Source organism: Citricoccus sp. NR2, assembly GCF_027594385.1.
Taxonomy (GTDB): Bacteria; Actinomycetota; Actinomycetes; order Actinomycetales; family Micrococcaceae; genus CmP2.
The window spans coordinates 2,600,647-2,619,134 of record NZ_CP115154.1 but is presented as its reverse complement, the minus strand read 5'-3'; the positions used below and the strand labels follow the sequence as shown (position 1 = coordinate 2,619,134).

Below are 18,488 nucleotides of genomic sequence, written 5' to 3'. Positions count from 1 at the left end.
AGATTTCGCGTCTCCCTCAACGACAGCGACCTCGGCACACCCGATAGACAGAGGCGGGGCGGATCAGCAAACACAACCTGATCCGCCCCGCCTCTGTATGCGAAATCGAGAGTCAGACGCTCCGGAACACGGCCACCGAGTTGTGACCGCCAAATCCGAATGAATTGCTGATGGCGACCTTCTGTCCCTCGGGAAGTGCGCGCGGGGTACCCGTGACGACGTCCAGCGGGATCTCCGGGTCCTGGTGGTCCAAGTTGATGGTCAACGGAGCCTTGCCTTCGTGCAGAGCCAGCACTGTGAGGATCGACTCGATGGCACCGGATGCCCCCAGGAGGTGACCTGTCTGCGACTTGGTAGCCGAGACGGCGATGTTGTCCACGTGATCGCCGAAGACGCTCTTCATTGCCACGTACTCCGGACGGTCACCGACCGGGGTGGAGGTGGCGTGAGCGTTCACATGGACTACGTCGGTGGGTTCAGCACCGGCGACGCTCAGCGCCTGACGCAGAGCCCGGGCGGCGCCTAGACCCTCGTCATCGGGTGCGGTGATATGGAAAGAGTCGGAAGTAACTGCGGTACCGGCGAGCTCACCGTAGATCCGGGCGCCGCGGGCCCGAGCGTGTTCCTCGGACTCGATGATCAACGCGCCGGCGCCCTCGCCGAGCACGAAACCGTCGCGGTCTTTGTCGTAGGGGCGCGATGCTGCTTGAGGGTCGTCGTTACGCTTGGACAGCGCCTGCATGGCGGCAAAGGCAGCGATCGGCAGCGGGTGGATGGCCGCTTCGGTGCCGCCGGAGATCACCACATCGGCTTCACCGTTTTCGATGAGGCGACGGGCCATATCCAGAGCTTCGGTGCCGGAGGCGCATGCAGAGACAGGAGTGCGTGCTCCACCGCGGGCACCGAGATCCAGCGAGATAGCTGCAGCAGGCCCGTTAGGCATGAGCATAGGCACGGTCATGGGGAGCACACGACGAGGCCCCTTGTTCCGGAGGGTGTCCCAGCCATCGAGCAGCGTCCACACGCCACCGATGCCGGTGCCGAACGAGACCGTCAGTCGTTCTGCTTCCACGGCGTCTTCGCTGAGGCCGGCGTCGGCCCAGGCCTCACGAGCGGCAATCACGCCGTACTGGGTGGTGGGGTCCATGCGCTTGAGCTCAACCCGAGAGAGTTTCTCACCGGGGGCTTCCGCGAGCTGCGCGGCGAATTTGACGGGAAGCTCGTACTCGGCCACCCATTCCTGTTCCAACGGACGGGCACCCGAAACGCCCTGGAGCGCGTTTTGCCAGAAGGTGGGGACGTCAGCGCCGATCGGGGTGGTGGCGCCGAGACCGGTAATGACGGCTTTGCGAGTCATGCAGATCTGCCTTCAATCCTGCGTGGTGCTCCGGATCAGCGGGAGCGGTGGTCAAGGTGGAACGAATCAGGCCCCGTGGTGCCGCGTACGGGTGACGCAGGCGGCACCACGATGGGATCGATTCACCGTCGCCCGAAGGCGAGGGAGGCCGTATCAGGCCTGTGCGTTGGAGATGTAGTCGACGGCGTCGCCCACGGTCTTGAGGTTCTTGACTTCCTCATCCGGGATCTTGACGTCGAAGCGCTCTTCGGCGTTGACGACGATGGTCATCATCGAGATCGAGTCGATGTCCAGGTCCTCGGTGAAGGACTTCTCGGTCTGGATCTCAGCGGTCTCCAGTCCGGTCTCTTCATTGACGATCTCGGCCAGGCCGGAGAGGATTTCTTCCTTGCTTGCCATGTGTGGCTCCTTCGATGGTGTCGATATGGGGTGTTCGGGAGGTTTCCCGGGTCTGTTGCAGAGGCCGGCTCAAGGGAGCCGTACCACCTGGGCGCCGTAGACCAGCCCGGCGCCAAAACCAATCTGCAGTGCCAGGGTGCCGGAGAGTTCCGGGTGCTCTTCGAGCAACCGGTGCATGGCCAGCGGGATGGATGCTGCAGAAGTATTGCCCGCATCGGCAATGTCTCGAGCGACCACGACGTTTTCGGGCAGCTTCAGCTGCTTGGAAAATTCGTCGATGATGCGCATGTTGGCCTGATGCGGGATGAACGCGCTGAGGTCCTCGGAAGTGACACCGGCGGCGTCGAGAGCTTGCTGTGCGACTTTGGCCATGGACCAGACGGCCCAACGGAAGACGCTCGGGCCATCCTGACGCAGGGTGGGCCACAGCTTGTTTTCGGGGTCCACTAGAGCGGAAGTGTCACCGGAGGTGCGTGCCTGTTCCAGGGCATCGCGCATATCCAGCTGGGAGCGCGTCATGGAGATGGTGTCCCAGCGTTCACCCTCCGAACCCCAGACCGAGCGGCCGATACCGGGCTCATCGGCGGGGCCCACGACGACGGCGCCGGCGCCGTCACCCAGCAGAAACGAGATGCTGCGATCGGTGGGGTCGACCACGTCGGAGAGCTTCTCGGCGCCGATCACCAGCACGTAACGGGCCACACCGGAACGCACCAGGGCATCGGCCTGGGCCACGCCGTAGCAATAGCCGGCGCAGGCGGCGGAGATGTCGTAGGCCGGAGCGGGGGAGGCGCCCAAAAGGTGGGCAACCTTAGCTGCCGCGGAGGGGGTGGCGAACGGAAACGTCACGGTGGAGACGAGCACCGCGCCGAGGTCGGAAGCGCTCAGGCCGGCGCGTTCTAACGCCTGTCGACCTGCCGTCACCGCGAGATCGATCAGGGACGTGTCGGCGTCGGCGCGCTGACGGGTGACGATCCCGGTGCGCTGGCGGATCCATTCATCGGAAGAATCGATGGCAGCGACGAGATCATCGTTGGGGACCAGCCGATCAGGGCGCCCGGCGCCGACGCTGATAATGCGGCTACCCGCGATGGGTTCCGACTGGTTCAACGTGACTGTGCTCAATGTGTGTCCTCTAATCGATGGTGCAGTGACTGTGGTGCTGGTGGCGTCAGCTGGTGTGTTCGGCGATGAAGTCGCGGGCGGCGTCGAGATCTTCGGGTGAGGTGATGGCCACGGACGGAACGCCGCGCATCGCCCGCTTGGCGAGTCCCTTCAGGGTGCCTCCAGGCAGCAGCTCAAGGATGCCGGTCACGTTGGCCTCGGTGAGTGATTGCATGCAGAGATCCCAACGCACCGGGGAAGTCACCTGCGAAACCAGCCGCTCGAGGGCATCGGTTCCATCGGTAACGGTGGCACCATCACGGTTGGACAACAAGGTCACGTGGGGGTTTTGGGGCTCCAGAGCCGAAGCCGTGGTCCGTAGCGCATCGACCGCAGGGGCCATGTATTCGGTGTGGAAGGCACCTGCCACCTTGAGCAGGATGACGCGGGCCTTGGCGGGCGGATCTGCGGCGAGGTCATTGAGGCGCTCGAGAGATCCTGCGGCTACGATCTGGCCGCCTCCGTTGATGTTGGCGGGGGTGAGCCCGAAGGAGTCGAGCTTTGACTGTACATCCTTGGCATCGCCGCCGAGCACGGCTGCCATGCCGGTTTCGGCTGCTGCAGCGGCGGAGGCCATCCCGGTGGCTCGGACCCGGACGAAGTCCAGGGCGGCGGCGGGGCTGAGCACCCCGGCCAGGGCGGTAGCTGTGATTTCGCCGACAGAGTGGCCGGCGGTGATCCAGCGTGTGGGCTCCAGCTGGTCGATGTTGAGCGCTTGTGCGGAGAGTAATCCGGCGGCCACGATCAGGGGCTGCGCGACGGCGGTGTCCTTGATAGTGTCCGCGTCGGATTCGGTGCCGTGGGTGACGAGGTCGATGCCGGTGGCGTCGGACCACGCCGTCAGGCTGTCCGCTGCGCCCTCGAGGTCTAACCACGGGGCGAGCATTCCTGGGGTCTGAGATCCCTGTCCCGGGCACACAATCGCAAGCATGCTTCTTACTCTCCCAAAATCCGGCGTCGCTGTTCGTCAGGCGGAGACACCAACCTGCGCACTCTAGATTGTAGGGTTTCTACAAACGTAGTGCAGCGCCGAAAGGTCACGCGCTGACAACAATGTCCTGTATTCGGCTTGTTTATGCCGAAGCATCGTCCTCCTGCAGTCTACCGACTGTCAGCGCGATTTGTAGGACATAGGCATCTCGAGGCGCGAGCGGATCCCAGCCGGTGAGCTCCGCAACCCGACGCAGCCGATAGCGGACCGTGTTGGCGTGGATGAACATCTCCCGGGCCGTGCCTTCCAGCGAATGGCCCAGATCGCAATAGGTGTCGACGGTCTCCAAGAGCGAGTTTCCGGCATCGAGCAGCGGCTGGTACACGCCGGTGCACAGCGCCTGCACGGCGGTGGGATCTCCGCGCAGCGCACGTTCGGGCAGCAAATCCGAGGCAGGCACGGGCCGTGGCGTGCGCGGCCAGGCGGGGGCAGCAGCAAGGCCAGCCAGGGTTTCCTTGGCGGAGGAGTGGGCATCGACCAGGTCAGGAACCACGGAGCCATAGACTACGGGACCGGGCGCGAAGCAGCGGATGAAACGTTCGGCGGTCTCGGTTGCATCGGTCACGGAACCGACGACGAGCACGAGCCGTTCGGAGTGCACACCGATGAGCACTTGGTAGCGGCCGCGGGTGGCCACGCGCCGGATGGACGCGAGCAGGGTGGGCTGGTCCTCATCTGGGGTGGGACCGGCGATGACGAGGTGTCCACAGGTGTTCTTCCATCCGACGGCGGCGGCTCGGGAACGAATCTCGTCGGGGTCCTCACCGCGTAGGACGGTGTCCAGCAACAGGGCTTCCAACCGAGAGTCCCACGCGCCGCGGGTTTCTGCGGCACGGGCGTAAACTTCGGCCAGCGCGAAGGCGATCTCGCGGGAGTAGAACAGGACTGCCTCGCGCACGGTGCCGCGATCGCGTTCATGGACCAGCGCGGGGGCTTGGTTTTCCACGACGTCGAGCACGGTGCGCATCAACTGCAGGGCTCGGTGCAGTGAGACGTAACGAGACAGCTCGGAAGGTGCCTCACCGAAGACCCGGGAGAGCACCATGTTCATGTTGATAGGCGTGGGGTTCGCCAGCCATTCCACGAAGGATTGCAATCCCTGTTGTGCGATGTCGCTGAGTGCGGACCGCTGATCGGCGGGCAGGGAACGGTACCAGGGCAGCGTGCCATCGAGTCGCTGCATGGTGGCGGTCTTCAGCGAGCCCAAATTCGCCGTTAGTCTGCTCAGCGCCTCCGGTGACAGAGGGCGCGGGGCGGCTGGCGAACGTGACTCGGGCATGTGTTGAGCATAAAGCAGAGGCCGGGGTGCGCACTGCGCACCCCGGCCCTGTGTCGCTGAAGGATCAGGCGTCTCCGCCAGCGGTTCCGGAGGTTCCCGCGTTGACGTCGTCGATGCGGTACTGCTGGAACGCCTTGGCGGCGGTTCCGGCCTCGATGGTGCCTTCATCCTCGAGCAGCTGCAGCGCACGAACCACCACGGAGTGGGAGTCGATGCCGAAGTACCGGCGTGCTGCAGCGCGCGTGTCGGAGAAGCCGAACTCGTCGGCACCCAGGGTGGCGAACCGGTTGGGCACGTAGGGACGAATCTGGTCGGGGAGGAGCGTGGCGTAGTCGGTGGTGGCCACGATCGGGCCCTCGGCGTCGGCCAACTGGCGGGTCACGAACGGAACCCGCTTCTCACGGTCCGGGTGCATGAAGGCCTCGCGCTCAGCGGCTACGGCTTCACGGCGGAGCTCGTTCCAGCTCGTGGCCGACCAGACGTCAGCGGAGACGTTCCAGTCCTCGGCGAGGATCTCGGCGGCCTCGATGACCCACGGAAGAGAGACGCCGGACCCCATGAGCTGGACCTTGGGGCCTTCCTGATCGGAGGCGGAGTACCGGTACAGGCCGTTGAGAAGTCCGTCGACGTCGAGGTTCTCCGGCTCATCTGGGTGGATGATGGGCTCGTTGTAAACGGTGAGGTAGTAGAGCACGTCCTTGCCGGAGGTTCCGTCCTCCTGCTTGCCGTACATCTCCTGCAGACCGTGGCGCATGATGTGAGCGATCTCGTAAGAGAAAGCGGGATCGTAGTGCTTCACGGCGGGGTTGGTGCCGGCCAACACGGGCGAGTGGCCGTCCATGTGCTGGGTGCCTTCGCCGGCCAGGGTGGTGCGACCGGCGGTGGCACCGATGACGAAGCCACGGGCCAGCTGGTCGGCGGCGGCCCAGAAGCCGTCACCGGTGCGCTGGAAGCCGAACATCGAGTAGAAGATGTAGACCGGGATCATCATCTCGCCGTGCGTAGCGTAGGACGAGCCGACCGCGGTCAGCGCTGCGGTGGCTCCGGCCTCGTTGATGCCCACGTGGTAGAGCTGACCCTGCGGCGACTCCTTGTAGGAGAGGAACAGGTCGCGGTCCACGGCCAGGTAGTTCTGCCCCTTCGGGTTGTAGATCTTCGCCGTCGGGAAGAACGAGTCCATGCCGAAGGTGCGGGCCTCATCCGGGATGATGGGCACGATGCGCTTGCCGATGTTCTTGTCCCGCATCAGGTCCTTGAGCAACCGGACGAAGGCCATGGTCGTAGCGGCCTGCTGCTTGCCCGAACCCTTGCGCGCCTGCTTGTAGGCGTTCTCGTCCGGCAACGGGAGGTGATCGAAAGTCTCCCGGCGCTCGGGGAGGAATCCGCCGAGCTCGCCGCGGCGCTCCATCATGTACTTGATCTCCGGGGCGTCGGGGCCCGGGTGGTAGTACGGTACGTTGTACGGATCCGCTTCGATCTGCTCATCGGTGATCGGAATACGGTGACGATCGCGGAACACCTTAATGTCCTCGATCGACAGCTTCTTCATCTGGTGGGTAGCGTTCTTACCTTCGAAGGACTTGCCGAGACCGTAACCCTTAACGGTCTGCGCCAGAATCACGGTGGGCTTGCCCTTGTATTCGGTGGCTGCCTTATAAGCGGCGTAGACCTTCTTGTAGTCGTGACCGCCGCGCTTCAGGCCCCAGATCTCGTCGTCCGACATTTCGGAGACCATTTCCTTGGTGACGGAGGAACGACCGAAGAAGTGCTCGCGGACGAAGCCACCGGACTCTGCCTTGTAGGTCTGGTAGTCACCGTCGAGGGTCTCGTTCATGATGCGCACGAGCTCGCCCTCGTTGTCCTGGTCCAGCAGCGCGTCCCATTCGCGGCCCCACAGCACCTTGATGACGTTCCAGCCGGCGCCACGGAAGTAGGCTTCCAGCTCCTGGATGATCTTGCCGTTACCGCGCACCGGGCCGTCGAGTCGCTGCAGGTTGCAGTTGATCACGAAGGTCAGGTTGTCGAGCTTGTCATTGGCGGCGATGTGCAAGGCGCCACGCGATTCGGGCTCATCCATTTCGCCGTCGCCAAGGAACGCCCACACGTGCTGGTCGGAGGTGTCCTTGATGCCGCGGTTGTGCAGGTAGCGGTTGAACTGCGCCTGGTGGATGGCGTTGAGCGGGCCCAGACCCATGGAGACGGTGGGGAACTGCCAGAAGTCCGTCATCATACGGGGGTGCGGGTAGGAGGGCAGGCCGTTGTCGCCCTTCGACTTCTCCTGGCGGAATCCGTCGAGCTCGTCTTCGGAGAGGCGACCTTCGAGGAAGGCACGGGCGTAGTTGCCGGGTGAAGAGTGGCCCTGGAAGAAAATCTGGTCGCCGCCGCCGGGGTGATCCTGGCCGCGGAAGAAGTGGTTGAGGCCCACTTCGTAGAGGGTGGCCTGACCGGCGTAGGAGGAGATGTGGCCGCCGACGCCGACACCGTCACGCTGGGCGCGCTGGACAATCATGGCAGCGTTCCACCGCAGGTAGTTGCGGTAGCGGCGCTCGAGTTCCTCGTCACCGGGGTACTCGGTTTCCTGATCGGCGGGAATGGTATTCACATAGTCAGTGGTGGTGACCATCGGGACGGCTACAGACTTCGTGCCGGCCCGCTGGAGCAGTTGGCGCATGATGTATTCGGCACGCTCGGTGCCGCGGGCGTCGATGAGTCCATCGAAGGACTCGATCCACTCACCAGTCTCCTGAGGATCCTTGTCGGGAAGCTGGTTCGTCAGACCACTCAGAATCTGGGAGCTCTCTTCGGCAGCGCTCACGGTGACCTCTCTATCGGCGGTTGATGTCCGCATCGGATCGGGGTGTCACGGCGGCGCGGGGGATTTTCCTGGCACGCCACCACACACCACAATGGGGTGTTTCCATCTCGAGACTACCGCGTCGGCGCCGGTGGAAAACATATGACGTTAATGTCACGGAAAGCAGTGGACTAAATCGGTGAAGTGCACCACAAGGCGCACCAGTGCCATTATGGTAGAGACACACCGGTATCGCAGTGCGTCCTGGGGCCAGTTTTCAGGGCGCTTCAAGATCTAGAAGGAGCGTTGTGAACCAGACAGAGTCCGCCCAGTCCGCCCAGGAATCTCCCGATGAGGGTGTGGCGGCGAAGCTGGGACTGTCCAGCGGAGACCTCGTGCAGGAACTCGGCTACGATTCCGACGTCGACTACGATTTCCGCGACGCACTGGAAGATGCTCTGGGCGAAGAGCTGCTGACCGAAGAGGACCAAGAGCCGGTGGACGCCGTCATCCTGTGGTGGCGTTCCGACGACGGTGATGTCACTGAGTTGACGGATGCCTTGGTGGATTCCCAGCGTTCGCTTGACGGCGGCCCCGTGTGGTTGCTCACCCCGCGCAATTCTCAGCCCGGCCACGTCAACCAAGCAGACATCACCGAGGCCGCCGGTACTGCAGGTTTCAATCCCACCACCACGGCCGGGGTAAGCCAGGACTGGCAGGCCACACGCCTGGAAACCCGCACCAAGCGGTGACCGAGGTCCCCGCACCCACCGAACCGCGGTTGCGTGACCAATTCGGTCAACCGTGGGCCTGGCCGCCGGCGGCATCGCCGGAAGGTGCGGCGGCCGACGCTGAGGCAGGATCTCTGAACGGGATCTGGCTGGTCTTTCTCCCCGGGGCGTTCACCCCGGTGTGCACCGTCGAGTTGCGGTGGATCGATCAGCTGGCGCAACTGTGCTCTCCTGAGCGCATCGGCGTGCGGGTGATCGCCCCGGACGCCGCCCCCGTGTTGCGGGCCGTCGCCGACGAGCACCAGATCACCACCCCGTTGCTCTCGGATTTCTGGCCGCACGGCGCAGCGGCACAGCGACTGGGCTGTTTCGATTCCGAGACCGGTCGGCCTTGCCGCACCAGCGTGTTGATCACCACAGATGGTGTCGAAATTACCCGTGTGGTGGGAGAACCCGCTCGCCCGCGTACGGTTGAGCAACACGTCGACGCGATGTTGTCAGCAAAACGTCCCGACGTCGGGTAAGATAGCTGGGGTCGCCACGGCGACATGGGTCTTTAGCTCAGCTGGTAGAGCAACTCGTTTACACCGAGTAGGTCATCGGTTCGATCCCGGTAGGACCCACGGCACCTGAACCCCCTGCTTCCCTTTGTTTATAAGGGAGGTAGGGGGTTTTCTGCTGACTGGGGAGGGTCGCTAGGATGCACTCAAATGGTGCATGGTGGTGCATCTTGTTGTCTCCTGTTGCGGCCCAACCGCCACAAAACCGCCACAAGAAGAAGGCTCACCACCCCTGCCCCAGATACCAATCCACGTCGTCATATGGATCCTGCACATCCGCTTCCGCCCGTTTGATTCGGGTGACGTGTTCGGCGTCCATCCAGAGCTGCTGGACGTCGGTGCCGGTGTTGTTGGTCCATCGGAAGTAGACGCGATTACTGGTCCAGGCGGTGACTTTGCCATCTCTGGTGGTGCCGTCGGGGAGTGTGGCGCGCGCGTACGGGTAGCGGCGGTACTGGCCCCTGGTGACTGTGCCGTGGTCAGGGATCCAATCGGGGTAGTACATGGGGCGAGTGTATCCGGGCACAGAAAAAGCCCGCCCCGCCCACCGTCGTCATGACAGTGAGCGGGGCGGGTTCTTTGCGCGGTGGTGGGTGGTCACTCGTCCTCGTGGCGGGCGAAGTCCACAGAGCCGTCTTCGACGTCGGCGAGGGTGTCGGTATCTTCAGCGCGTGGCGTGTAGGTGGTGGCGGTGATGCCTACCGCGCCGCCAACGAAGGCGTACACCGACAAGGCGACAGTGAGCCACGTGGGCTGCCCGAGTTCTGCGGATGCGTACCCCACCTGGATTGCGCCTATGATCACACCGAGGACGGCGTATCCGGCATAGATGGCTTTCCGGTATGCACCGGGGATGGTGTCACGGATGATGGCCTGAGTCATGATTTCTCCTTAGTTGGGGTAGTTGGCGATGCCGAGCATGCGGCAGAACACGGGCCCAGCTTTGCCGTCGAGCTTGCCCTTGTAGGCGCCGCCGTGGTTGCGTCGCTGGAGGTCGAGTACGCGGGCATGAGTGAGTGCCCGGTAGTCGCCGTCCTCGGGGATCTTCGTCCCGGCCCAGTCGTTCATGCGGCGCTGGAGCACGAGCGTCCACCGGTAGTGAGCGTCGGTCTTTGCCCCCCACACGCTGTCGTGGACGAGGGTGAATGGGCGCACCTGCCGGTGCTGGTATCGCTGGATGAGCAGGAACGTGCTGTTGCGGGTGTTCCCGTGTCCGGCTTTGATGCAGATCTGCCGGATGCTCGTCTCATTCCGGACGTGCTTTCCGGTGGCTGGCTTCGGCTTCGGCTTTGGCTTCGAGGTGGAGGCTGTTGAGGTGTTGGATTCTGGCTTTACCGGAGTGTCCGTGCCGACGGTGATGCCCTTGGAAGCCAACCAGGCGGCCGGGTTAATCCAGCCCGGCGCGCCACGCTTACCGGCTGCCGCAATCGGTCGCCCGTGATTCTGTGCGACACCGATGTGACCATGGATTGCGAAGTCGTTCTCGCCGTTCGCACCAGATCCGCCCATGATGCCGATCTGCTGGCCGGCCACTACAGTGTCACCGGCTTTCACATCGATGCGTGCCAGGTGGCCATAGTAGATTCGCATCCGGTCGCCGCCGTGGGTGCCAATGTCGAGCCATACGAATCGGCCGGAGTGGTAGGGGATGCGGTCGCCAGCGCGACCCCGGCCGCGACCAATAGCGGCCACGGTCCCGGCGTGGACGGCGTGCACGGTCACACCAGCCTGTCCGGGGGAGGGTGGCCCGTAGTCAGTGCCAGCGTGCAGGGTTCCCCACCGGGCGCCAAAGGCTGATGTGAAGCGACAACCGCTAGGGAAGGGGGAAGACCACTTACTCATCGGTGTCCGCCTCCTCGTATTCGGCATCGTCGTCGATGGGTTGCTCTGTCGCGTCGAGAGGGACCGCGTTAGATACCCTGTCGGCTTCGTCGATGTCGTCCTCATCGATGTCAGGGACGCCGAAGAGGTCTTCGTCAGTGATGTCGTGCTCAGTCATGACTGCTCCTTAAATGCGAAACCCCCGGCTTAGCGGGGGTCGTCGTCGGGTGTCGGTGGGAAAGTCGGTGGCGGGGTGCCGTGCTGGATCGCGTAGTAATTCCAGGCGGCTTGCGTGCTACTCAGTGCGGTGATCCAGCGCTGCTTGCGGCGGTACACCTCGCGTAACTCTCGCCGGAGCCGGTCGCGCTCGGTGGCGATGGCCTGGGCTTCGAGCTTCTTGCCTTGCCTGGCTTCTTTCCAGGAGTCGTAGAAGCGGATGCCGATGCCGCCGCCGATGAGGGTGACGATGGGAGTGATGATCTGCGCGAGATCCACGGGGGACCTCCTAAACGGTCGGCATCCGGCGCGGGTTGTAGGGTCTGGCGTTCACCCAGTGCAGTCGGACTGCAATGAATAGGACTGCCAGCGTGAGTGCCATGAGTTGCATCCACCGGTTCCCCTCGGCGGTGACGGCAAGGTATGCGGCCATGAGCCAGTACCCGCCCAGTCCGAGCAGGCTGACACCGACTGCGGTCCTCTCCGCCCAGTAGGCCCCGTTAGCGACGGTGATGATTCCGATGAGCCCGCCGAGTGCACAGCACCCGGCGATGATCGTCATGAGAACACCCCCGGCGACATGGTTGATGGTGCCGGGTGGGTGGACGACACTGATTGCGCCGAGAATGGTCATGATGGTGTAGGCGCCGCCGTAGACCGCTGAGATGATCCGGGGTTCATGGAGTCGCGCCCATGCTCTGCGTGGCCACCCATACCCTGCGGCGCGGCGGATGTGTGATTGGGTCATGATTTACCGTCCCAGTAGCTCACAACGCCGACCCAGATATTGGAGGTCGGGCCTTTCACTCGGCCGTAGTGACCGGGCAGGTTGAGGTTTAGCTTCTCGCCGATGCCCATGTCGGCTCGGGAGAGGCGGACGATGCATGTACTGCCACCCCCGGAGATGCCTCCAGCGATTTTCCGGGCCACTAGGGTTTCGTCGGCGGATGCCCAGAGGGTGACCACTGGCAGGGACCGATCCATCCTAAATTCAAGGTCACCAGTGTTATTGATGCGTACCGAGGATGGGATGATCCCGATCGACTGATGCGAGGAGTTGACGTGCAGCTCCGGCCTATTACCAGAGAAGCGAATCACCCCACCCCGGAAGAGCGTTCCCGGCTTGTCGGGGAGGATGGTCGCGTGCGCGTTCTGCCCGTGTTCGTGTGCCATTAGCCCAGCACCTCCGCCACGTCATCCCAGGCCGAGTGGACCACGTACCGGATGTCATCATCGGCCACGGTGGAGGTGTCCCAGGTGCCCCCGGTGTAGTCGATTGCGGCGAGGACGGTCGGGTTTGCGATGACTCGCTCTACCATTTCAGGCCGCACCGTAGTGGGGGAGTCGAGCACGAACCGGGCGTAATTCCGGGCCGGGTCGCGGGGCGGGGCGGTGACGGTCTCCACCTGCTCCCCGTCCTCATCCTCGGTCACCGTGACGGTGGGCTCGGGTGCGGGCCCTGCGGTGATCGACAGGGCATGCTCGATCACCGCACCCTGGGTTCGGTGGCGTAGTTGCTCGTCGGTTTGGATCTCGAAGATTTTCAGTAACTCAGACATGCCAGTCCTTTCTTATCGGTGGTAGCGCAGTCGTAGGATCGGCTGGTCCGTGATTTTGGCGTCCACACCCTCCAGTGCGAAATATGGTTGCTGCGACCCGGTTGGGTGGAAGCTGAAGCCCCGGAAGGTGCCATTTTTAATCGCGTCCAGGCAGGCTTGCGGCAGGTTGAACATTGCACGGGATCCGGAACTAACCGGGATTCCCGCCGATGGCCCTACCCGGTTTGCGACAGGTGGTGCCGCATTGAAAGTGGCTGGACTGGTGTTGTTGGTGTGCCAGTACGGGCGAATGTTTCCACCGCTCGCTGCCGGTGACGCCCTCAGTGTCACGGTGAGAGTCCCGGTTATCAGTTCAGCCCCGGAGAGTGCTTGCGCGATGGTGCGCCCGTTCTCTCCAGCGGCCACTCCACCGACAGAGAGGGCCGAGGTGTAGCCGCCCACCTGTGAGCTGTAAATAGTTCCACTGGGGTGCCTGCCCTGCAGGGGTATCGGCCAGGTGTATTGTGCCCCGTTCTGGTAGGTCTGGTACCAGGTGGGGGTCCAGGAGGTGTGGTAGTCCCTTGTCAGGCCGACCGCATCTGGGTTGCCCGAGTAAGAGTTGCGAGGCATTCCAGTGCCGCTGGAGGCGAGCCCCATGTCGAAAATTGACATCCTGACCTCCGCGAAGCTGCTCGGGAAGCTGATGCCAGTGCCAGAGCGGCGGAGCTGCAGGCCGACGCGGAGAATCCCATCAGACTCAGGCGTGTACCTAATCGACCCTTGAAAGGACCTGCTGGATACGCGCAAGATACCAATAGTGGGGGACGCGAGCACGGGCGCAGACCCATCAAGGGTGGCTTTCAGGTCCAGGAACATTGACACGTCCTCATTGACCGAGAAGGGCCCAATATTGATGAGGTAGGACCGCCCCTTAGCGACGTGGCGCGCCTCACCTTCCATGAATATCACCGCGTTTGAGCTTGACAGGCTGAGGTTTGCCATATTGCGATACCCGTAAGACACCTCAGACCGGGAGAGCGTGTCTAGGACCGCCCCGTCATTGCGGCTGTCGGCCAGATCCCCGAGCAGGTCTTGCCCGCCGAGCAGATACCCTTCCCTTGACGAGACGACCTCGCCACTGATCTGCCCGTCGTGAGTGATCGAGCCGGTCGAATTGCCGTCCGCGTCCCAGAAATTAAGCCCCAGCTCCCCGCCACCGAGGGCGACGGCGGGTATATTCTCTCCCGAGTCGTCGGTGCGGAGGACTTCGAGCCCCTGACCGTTGACCCGGGTCTGATAGGTGGCATCGGATGACCCGAAGTAGGCCTCGTTCTGCCAGGTGGAGTTGGCCCAGATCTCGTCGGCCTGGAGCTTACGCGCCTGCACAGTGCCATCCACCAGGAATTGGCCGTCCGCTAACGACCTGATACTGGGTGACCGAAAAACTTGCTCCGTCTGAGAGCTCGAAGGAGGCTGGGCGCCGTGGCCAAGCCACATCTGCAACTGCGCATAATATACCCCTGTGGCAGGTACCGAAAACGTTCCCTCAGCGCCTACCCAGTCACCCCACCCGCCTGACTCGCCGGTCATAGAATGCACCACACCGCCACTGTCCTGGCTCAGTACCCGGAAGCGGTAGAGCGCACCCGCGGACTGAGCCATCGACTCAATTTTTATCCGGTAGGTCTCCCCCGCTGATAGCGTGAACCTTTCTGGGAAAGCCTCAGTGCCTGCCCCCCTGAAAAGGAACCCTCCCCAGAAACTCGTGTAGACGAAACGTCCAGATGCAATGCTGATGCGGTCAGAAGCCTGGGTGAAATCTACGCCGGGAAGCAAATTAGGTGCGGCCACAATCGCCCGCGACATTGTTGCCACGCGCGCCACAAAATCATTTGCCCAAAACGTGTCAGCAAAAGCGTCAACAAAATTCGCCTTCTCCGTGACGCTCAGGTTCTGTAGTGCCGCGTTCAGTGCGGTCACGTGATTGGCGAACAGGTTGCCCTGGACGATCAACTCATTGACGAGCCCGATGTCCGCGCTGAAGATTTTTGTGATCAGCTCACGGGTCGCCTGGATCTTGCCAACCGTGATCTCATTGTCACCGATCATCGCGCCACCAATGAAAGCCTCCACTGCCTGTAGCCGCTCGGTGACGGTCAGCCGCGACCATAGCGTTTCAAGATACCCAGGGTCGCCGGTGACCATGTGCTCCAGCGCGCCCAGGTTCTCGGCTGCCTCCTGCGCGTTCGTCTCGATCGTCGTCTCAGCAGTCTCCAGCTGCTGAGTCACGTCCCCCAGCGCTTCGACGGCATCCCTGGCCCGCTGGACGGCGGTCTCCAGCTCCAGTGGCTCCGGCATGGACTCGAAGAGGTCTTCGGCGGCCTTGATCCGCGCCTTCGCGTCGGCAATGGCGTCCTGGTATTCCTGCTCACGGACGGCGAACTCAGCCCACTTCTGGTCAGCCTCAGCGCGCGCGTCGTCCAGGTCAGACATGTCCACCATGGGGTCCACCTCTACGGACACCACCGGCGACACCTCGGACTCTTTGCCAGACAGGGTGAGCCACTGGACACAGCAGTGCCAGGTGCCCGCCTGGATGCTGATTGCGACTGTTGAAGTGCCAGGGATCAGCGAGCCGACGACGGTCGCGTACGACGGGACGAAATCAGCCTCCAAAGAAGCATGCACACGACACAGGCGCGCATCAGCAGGCTCAGCACCATCACCCAGAGTCACCCGGATCACGCCCGCCCCGCCCTCAATCAGCGGCTCACCCGGTGCGTCAGGGATAGGACCATCCAAGTACTGCACCAGGTCACTGCTGTACCCATACGCGCCAGACCCGCCGATCCGGGCCACCGGCTTACCCTCACCGTCCACGAAGTTGATCGCGTCATTCGGACCCAGCGTGGTCAGACGAGTGTCCTGCGCCCGTGCGATCCGGTCAATCTCACGACGATACCCAGCCAGGATGCCATACAGCTCGTCAATGGACCGCTTCTCACGCGGGGACAGTTCGCTCATGCTGGCTCCACCTCAATTTCAATGCTTGTGCCCGGGTTGCCGCCATCCCAGGTGCGCGTAATTTCCATGACCCGGACGCGCTGTTCCAAGTCAGATCCGTCAGACAGTTCGCCACGAATATCAATCAGGTCACCCAGGCCGATCTGATCAATCGGAGCACCAGGGGAGTCGGTGACCACCAGGGAAGTAAACTGGAACTCCAGCGCGGCCTTAGCTTTAGCAAGCTCGCGGTCTGCGGCCCGGTCCACCAACTGCTGTGTGCCATGCGAGGACTCGGAGACGGTGCGAGACTTCCGGACCAGACGACGGTGCGACCACTCCCGATCCGCCATCAACGTGGACTCACCCTCACCAGCACCCATAGCGGTGACATGGGTGGCAATATCCCCTCGAGACAGCTCGGGGTGCGAGTGGATGTTCACGCCCAGCTCGAACAGCAGACCACTGCGCACGGTCCCGGCTTTACGGACGGCGCGAATCTCAGGGACCAGCCGGTCCTGGTCATCCCAGGTTGCGGTCTCCCACCAGTCGAACCCGCCCAAATCCCTGATCTCCTCCAGATTCGCGGAGAGGTCACGGGACGACCACGCGTTCAGCTCGTACGGTTCAGGTCCGGCGTCAGGGTGGTGTTCTTCCAGCCAGTTCTCCAGATCGTTCTTCCGTTGCTCGTAGGTCGGGTACAGTTCCTTCGCCCGATCCCTGGACCCCAGAGTCGCCAAATACCGGTCACCAGCAGTAAGCACCCTCTCCGTGGATCGCTGAGTCCACGACCCAGCTCCAATGCCCTCCCATGCCCAATAGAAGACACGCACAGCCCCCGACGCTCCCGTCTGAATATGGATGCCATTCGTGCGCCCCTCACTGGTCGCAGGCCAGCCATTTGACGTAGAGACCTCGCCGACAGTCTTCCGACCGCCAGCCTTAGCGAGCTCCAGGGTGCGCTGCACTAGGCGCTGTTCCCACACGTCCACCCGGTTATCGCGCCGGTCCAAGAACACCTGAGCTTGAGCGATCTGGCCCTGGACGCGCTGCCACATCGCCGACGCCGCCTTACCAACACCCACACCGGCAGTCTCGTCCCCTGTGATGTGCAGCCGGGGGACACCAGAGCGCTCGATGACCCGGTTCCAGATGAACCGCCAAGCACGCAACGCGTCGTAGCCTACCCACTGCTGAGGTGATCGGGTCCACGGCTCATCCTTCGAGAGCGTGGAGAGCCCGAGTGCGCCCGCCTGGAAGTCCTCGGCCAGCGAGTCCGACGACATCAGCGCCGGAGTCAGCCGCCCATTGTCCTCCTCGACAACCAAGATCGTGCCGTACTTCAAGAGCACTGGGTCGCCAGCGGAGTCCTTGCGAGCGTGATACGACGCCGGGACCGTCACGTCGATCATGCACGAGGTGTTCAGTGACCGAGTCAGAGACACCTGGGTAGCAGGCACCTCCCAGTCGAGGACGCCACCACCACGAGCATCCACAGCAATGACGCGCACCAGATCACCAACCCAAATCGATGTTCTCTTCGAAATCCACGCGCAGGTGCACAGCCGAACCGGAGTTGATGCCAAAATTCGACCCGGTGCCGTTGTTCGTGGCACGCAGACGGAAATCTTGCACAGTGCCACGACGGGCAGCCGACACATTCACTTCACCAGTGACAACCAGTGTCGAGCGAACGTAAATACCAGACTGGGCATTCGTGTTGATGTCGATGTCCCAGTTCGTCTGCTGCAGAGATTGACCCATCGACAGGCCAGAGAGCAGACCCGACGACGACACACCCGAGTTGTAAGCACCCATGACAATGGCGGTGATCGTGGCATGAGTCGCCCACGGTGGCACGTCGAAATAGAGGCGCGGACCAATATCCTGGAACGCCGTATTTTGGCCAATGTGGTCCCGTGCCACGACGTTGAGGATCTGCTGGTGCGTGTCCTTGCGGGCCGCGATAGGCCAGGCGAGAACGTCCACCGTGTTGATCGCGGACTGATTCGCGGCGACGTTCACGATGCCGAGCAACACGAACGGGTAGGTGATCGACCGCCACGCAGCGATGCCGTCCTCCGTGTAGCCAGTGGAACTGGGCACGCCTTCCAATACCTGCGGTTCCCAGTAGTCCACACTGTTCGGGTCTTCTGGGATCGTCTCACCCGACACAGCCCGATCACGCACCCGCAAGATCACCGCATCAGTACGACCACCACCAGACCCAGCGGCCCGGATCTGCACATCCACAGCAGACGGCACCCGGAAGCTATACGACTGATTCACGTGCCCCGGATAGCGCGACACGGCCACCACCGAGCACGGCAAAATCCGAACCGACGTCGAATCACCCGGGGTACGAACCAGACCGCCACCACCCGACGCCACCAGACCCGACACTCCACCCGTAGCCACATACGTCAGGGCACGAGCATCAGCAGCGGCATGACGCACACCCGGGGTATCCAACGCCCACACAGCACGATCAGACATTTATTCCTCCTATTGCATGGACGTGAAAGCATCACGCCAAAAAACATCGACATAGCTGGTGCCCGTGGTGTCGTCAGCCTCAAACCATAGATTCGACGTACCAGGCGGGACAGTGAGCTTCGACAAGCGGGTCTTACGA

19 protein-coding genes and 1 tRNA gene are annotated in these 18,488 nt (G+C 63.0%); 3 read left to right on the top strand and 17 right to left on the bottom strand.

Annotated features, from left to right (window positions below; all coding sequences use genetic code 11):
• Positions 1-112: 112 nt before the first annotated feature.
• The 6 genes from fabF to aceE all read right to left on the bottom strand — a co-directional run bounded on the left by fabF (position 113) and on the right by aceE (position 8,005).
• Positions 113-1,357, bottom strand: coding sequence for a beta-ketoacyl-ACP synthase II (gene fabF, locus O1A05_RS12345; protein ID WP_270105503.1), 1,245 nt, complete (start codon positions 1,355-1,357; stop codon positions 113-115).
• A gap of 153 nt (positions 1,358-1,510) precedes the next feature.
• Positions 1,511-1,756, bottom strand: a complete 246-nt coding sequence (locus tag O1A05_RS12340) for an acyl carrier protein (protein WP_270105502.1) — start codon at positions 1,754-1,756, stop codon at positions 1,511-1,513.
• 69 nt (positions 1,757-1,825) lie between these two features.
• The gene (locus O1A05_RS12335; protein ID WP_270105501.1) at positions 1,826-2,881 is read right to left on the bottom strand and encodes a beta-ketoacyl-ACP synthase III; all 1,056 of its coding nucleotides are present in this window, start codon (positions 2,879-2,881) and stop codon (positions 1,826-1,828) included.
• A gap of 46 nt (positions 2,882-2,927) precedes the next feature.
• Positions 2,928-3,851, bottom strand: a complete 924-nt coding sequence (locus tag O1A05_RS12330) for an ACP S-malonyltransferase (RefSeq protein ID WP_270105500.1) — start codon at positions 3,849-3,851, stop codon at positions 2,928-2,930.
• Between the two features lie 142 nt (positions 3,852-3,993).
• On the bottom strand, positions 3,994-5,190 hold the full coding sequence (locus O1A05_RS12325; protein WP_270105499.1) for a PucR family transcriptional regulator: 1,197 nt from the start codon (positions 5,188-5,190) through the stop codon (positions 3,994-3,996).
• A 64-nt stretch (positions 5,191-5,254) separates the two neighbouring features.
• Positions 5,255-8,005, bottom strand: a complete 2,751-nt coding sequence (gene aceE / locus O1A05_RS12320) for a pyruvate dehydrogenase (acetyl-transferring), homodimeric type (protein WP_270105498.1) — start codon at positions 8,003-8,005, stop codon at positions 5,255-5,257.
• Between the two features lie 287 nt (positions 8,006-8,292).
• Between aceE and O1A05_RS12315 the strand changes: the two genes are divergently transcribed.
• The 3 genes from O1A05_RS12315 to O1A05_RS12305 all read left to right on the top strand — a co-directional run bounded on the left by O1A05_RS12315 (position 8,293) and on the right by O1A05_RS12305 (position 9,338).
• Complete coding sequence (locus tag O1A05_RS12315) at positions 8,293-8,736, top strand: DUF3052 domain-containing protein (RefSeq protein WP_270105497.1); 444 nt, start codon at positions 8,293-8,295, stop codon at positions 8,734-8,736.
• Positions 8,733-9,239, top strand: a complete 507-nt coding sequence (locus O1A05_RS12310) for a redoxin domain-containing protein (RefSeq protein ID WP_270105496.1) — start codon at positions 8,733-8,735, stop codon at positions 9,237-9,239. The genes O1A05_RS12315 and O1A05_RS12310 overlap by 4 nt, the downstream gene beginning before the upstream one ends.
• A gap of 26 nt (positions 9,240-9,265) precedes the next feature.
• Positions 9,266-9,338: transfer RNA gene (locus tag O1A05_RS12305), tRNA-Val, on the top strand.
• 160 nt (positions 9,339-9,498) lie between these two features.
• Here the strand turns inward: O1A05_RS12305 and O1A05_RS12300 are convergent.
• The 11 genes from O1A05_RS12300 to O1A05_RS12250 all read right to left on the bottom strand — a co-directional run bounded on the left by O1A05_RS12300 (position 9,499) and on the right by O1A05_RS12250 (position 18,349).
• A complete protein-coding gene (locus O1A05_RS12300; RefSeq protein WP_270105495.1) occupies positions 9,499-9,780 on the bottom strand; it encodes a hypothetical protein in 282 nt (93 codons plus the stop codon).
• Between the two features lie 92 nt (positions 9,781-9,872).
• Positions 9,873-10,157, bottom strand: coding sequence for a hypothetical protein (locus O1A05_RS12295; RefSeq protein ID WP_270105494.1), 285 nt, complete (start codon positions 10,155-10,157; stop codon positions 9,873-9,875).
• 9 nt (positions 10,158-10,166) lie between these two features.
• Positions 10,167-11,117, bottom strand: a complete 951-nt coding sequence (locus O1A05_RS12290; RefSeq protein WP_270105493.1) for a M23 family metallopeptidase — start codon at positions 11,115-11,117, stop codon at positions 10,167-10,169.
• The gene (locus O1A05_RS12285) at positions 11,110-11,274 is read right to left on the bottom strand and encodes a hypothetical protein (RefSeq protein WP_270105492.1); all 165 of its coding nucleotides are present in this window, start codon (positions 11,272-11,274) and stop codon (positions 11,110-11,112) included. The genes O1A05_RS12290 and O1A05_RS12285 overlap by 8 nt, the downstream gene beginning before the upstream one ends.
• A gap of 29 nt (positions 11,275-11,303) precedes the next feature.
• Positions 11,304-11,591, bottom strand: coding sequence for a hypothetical protein (locus O1A05_RS12280; protein ID WP_270105491.1), 288 nt, complete (start codon positions 11,589-11,591; stop codon positions 11,304-11,306).
• 10 nt (positions 11,592-11,601) lie between these two features.
• Positions 11,602-12,060, bottom strand: a complete 459-nt coding sequence (locus O1A05_RS12275) for a hypothetical protein (protein WP_270105490.1) — start codon at positions 12,058-12,060, stop codon at positions 11,602-11,604.
• Entirely contained in the window at positions 12,057-12,485 is a 429-nt protein-coding gene (locus O1A05_RS12270; protein WP_270105489.1) for a hypothetical protein, read from the bottom strand. The genes O1A05_RS12275 and O1A05_RS12270 overlap by 4 nt, the downstream gene beginning before the upstream one ends.
• Positions 12,485-12,871 (bottom strand): hypothetical protein, encoded by a 387-nt coding sequence (locus O1A05_RS12265; RefSeq protein ID WP_270105488.1) that lies wholly within the window; start codon positions 12,869-12,871, stop codon positions 12,485-12,487. The genes O1A05_RS12270 and O1A05_RS12265 overlap by 1 nt, the downstream gene beginning before the upstream one ends.
• A 12-nt stretch (positions 12,872-12,883) precedes the next feature.
• Positions 12,884-15,874, bottom strand: a complete 2,991-nt coding sequence (locus O1A05_RS12260) for a hypothetical protein (RefSeq protein WP_270105487.1) — start codon at positions 15,872-15,874, stop codon at positions 12,884-12,886.
• The gene (locus tag O1A05_RS12255; RefSeq protein WP_270105486.1) at positions 15,871-17,364 is read right to left on the bottom strand and encodes a hypothetical protein; all 1,494 of its coding nucleotides are present in this window, start codon (positions 17,362-17,364) and stop codon (positions 15,871-15,873) included. Before O1A05_RS12255 ends, O1A05_RS12260 begins: the two co-directional genes overlap by 4 nt.
• A gap of 4 nt (positions 17,365-17,368) precedes the next feature.
• Positions 17,369-18,349 (bottom strand): hypothetical protein, encoded by a 981-nt coding sequence (locus tag O1A05_RS12250; RefSeq protein WP_270105485.1) that lies wholly within the window; start codon positions 18,347-18,349, stop codon positions 17,369-17,371.
• Positions 18,350-18,488: the final 139 nt, after the last annotated feature.

Excerpts from the sequence above, each read along its gene's own strand:
- fabF (WP_270105503.1), bottom strand. The coding sequence starts at position 1,357 with ATGACTCGCAAAGCCGTCATTACCGGTCTCGGCGCCACCACCCCGATC.
- O1A05_RS12340 (WP_270105502.1), bottom strand. The coding sequence starts at position 1,756 with ATGGCAAGCAAGGAAGAAATCCTCTCCGGCCTGGCCGAGATCGTCAAT.
- O1A05_RS12330 (WP_270105500.1), bottom strand. The coding sequence starts at position 3,851 with ATGCTTGCGATTGTGTGCCCGGGACAGGGATCTCAGACCCCAGGAATG.
- O1A05_RS12325 (WP_270105499.1), bottom strand. The coding sequence starts at position 5,190 with ATGCCCGAGTCACGTTCGCCAGCCGCCCCGCGCCCTCTGTCACCGGAG.
- O1A05_RS12300 (WP_270105495.1), bottom strand. The coding sequence starts at position 9,780 with ATGTACTACCCCGATTGGATCCCTGACCACGGCACAGTCACCAGGGGC.
- O1A05_RS12295 (WP_270105494.1), bottom strand. The coding sequence starts at position 10,157 with ATGACTCAGGCCATCATCCGTGACACCATCCCCGGTGCATACCGGAAA.
- O1A05_RS12290 (WP_270105493.1), bottom strand. The coding sequence starts at position 11,117 with ATGAGTAAGTGGTCTTCCCCCTTCCCTAGCGGTTGTCGCTTCACATCA.
- O1A05_RS12285 (WP_270105492.1), bottom strand. The coding sequence starts at position 11,274 with ATGACTGAGCACGACATCACTGACGAAGACCTCTTCGGCGTCCCTGAC.
- O1A05_RS12275 (WP_270105490.1), bottom strand. The coding sequence starts at position 12,060 with ATGACCCAATCACACATCCGCCGCGCCGCAGGGTATGGGTGGCCACGC.
- O1A05_RS12270 (WP_270105489.1), bottom strand. The coding sequence starts at position 12,485 with ATGGCACACGAACACGGGCAGAACGCGCACGCGACCATCCTCCCCGAC.
- O1A05_RS12265 (WP_270105488.1), bottom strand. The coding sequence starts at position 12,871 with ATGTCTGAGTTACTGAAAATCTTCGAGATCCAAACCGACGAGCAACTA.
- O1A05_RS12260 (WP_270105487.1), bottom strand. The coding sequence starts at position 15,874 with ATGAGCGAACTGTCCCCGCGTGAGAAGCGGTCCATTGACGAGCTGTAT.
- O1A05_RS12250 (WP_270105485.1), bottom strand. The coding sequence starts at position 18,349 with ATGTCTGATCGTGCTGTGTGGGCGTTGGATACCCCGGGTGTGCGTCAT.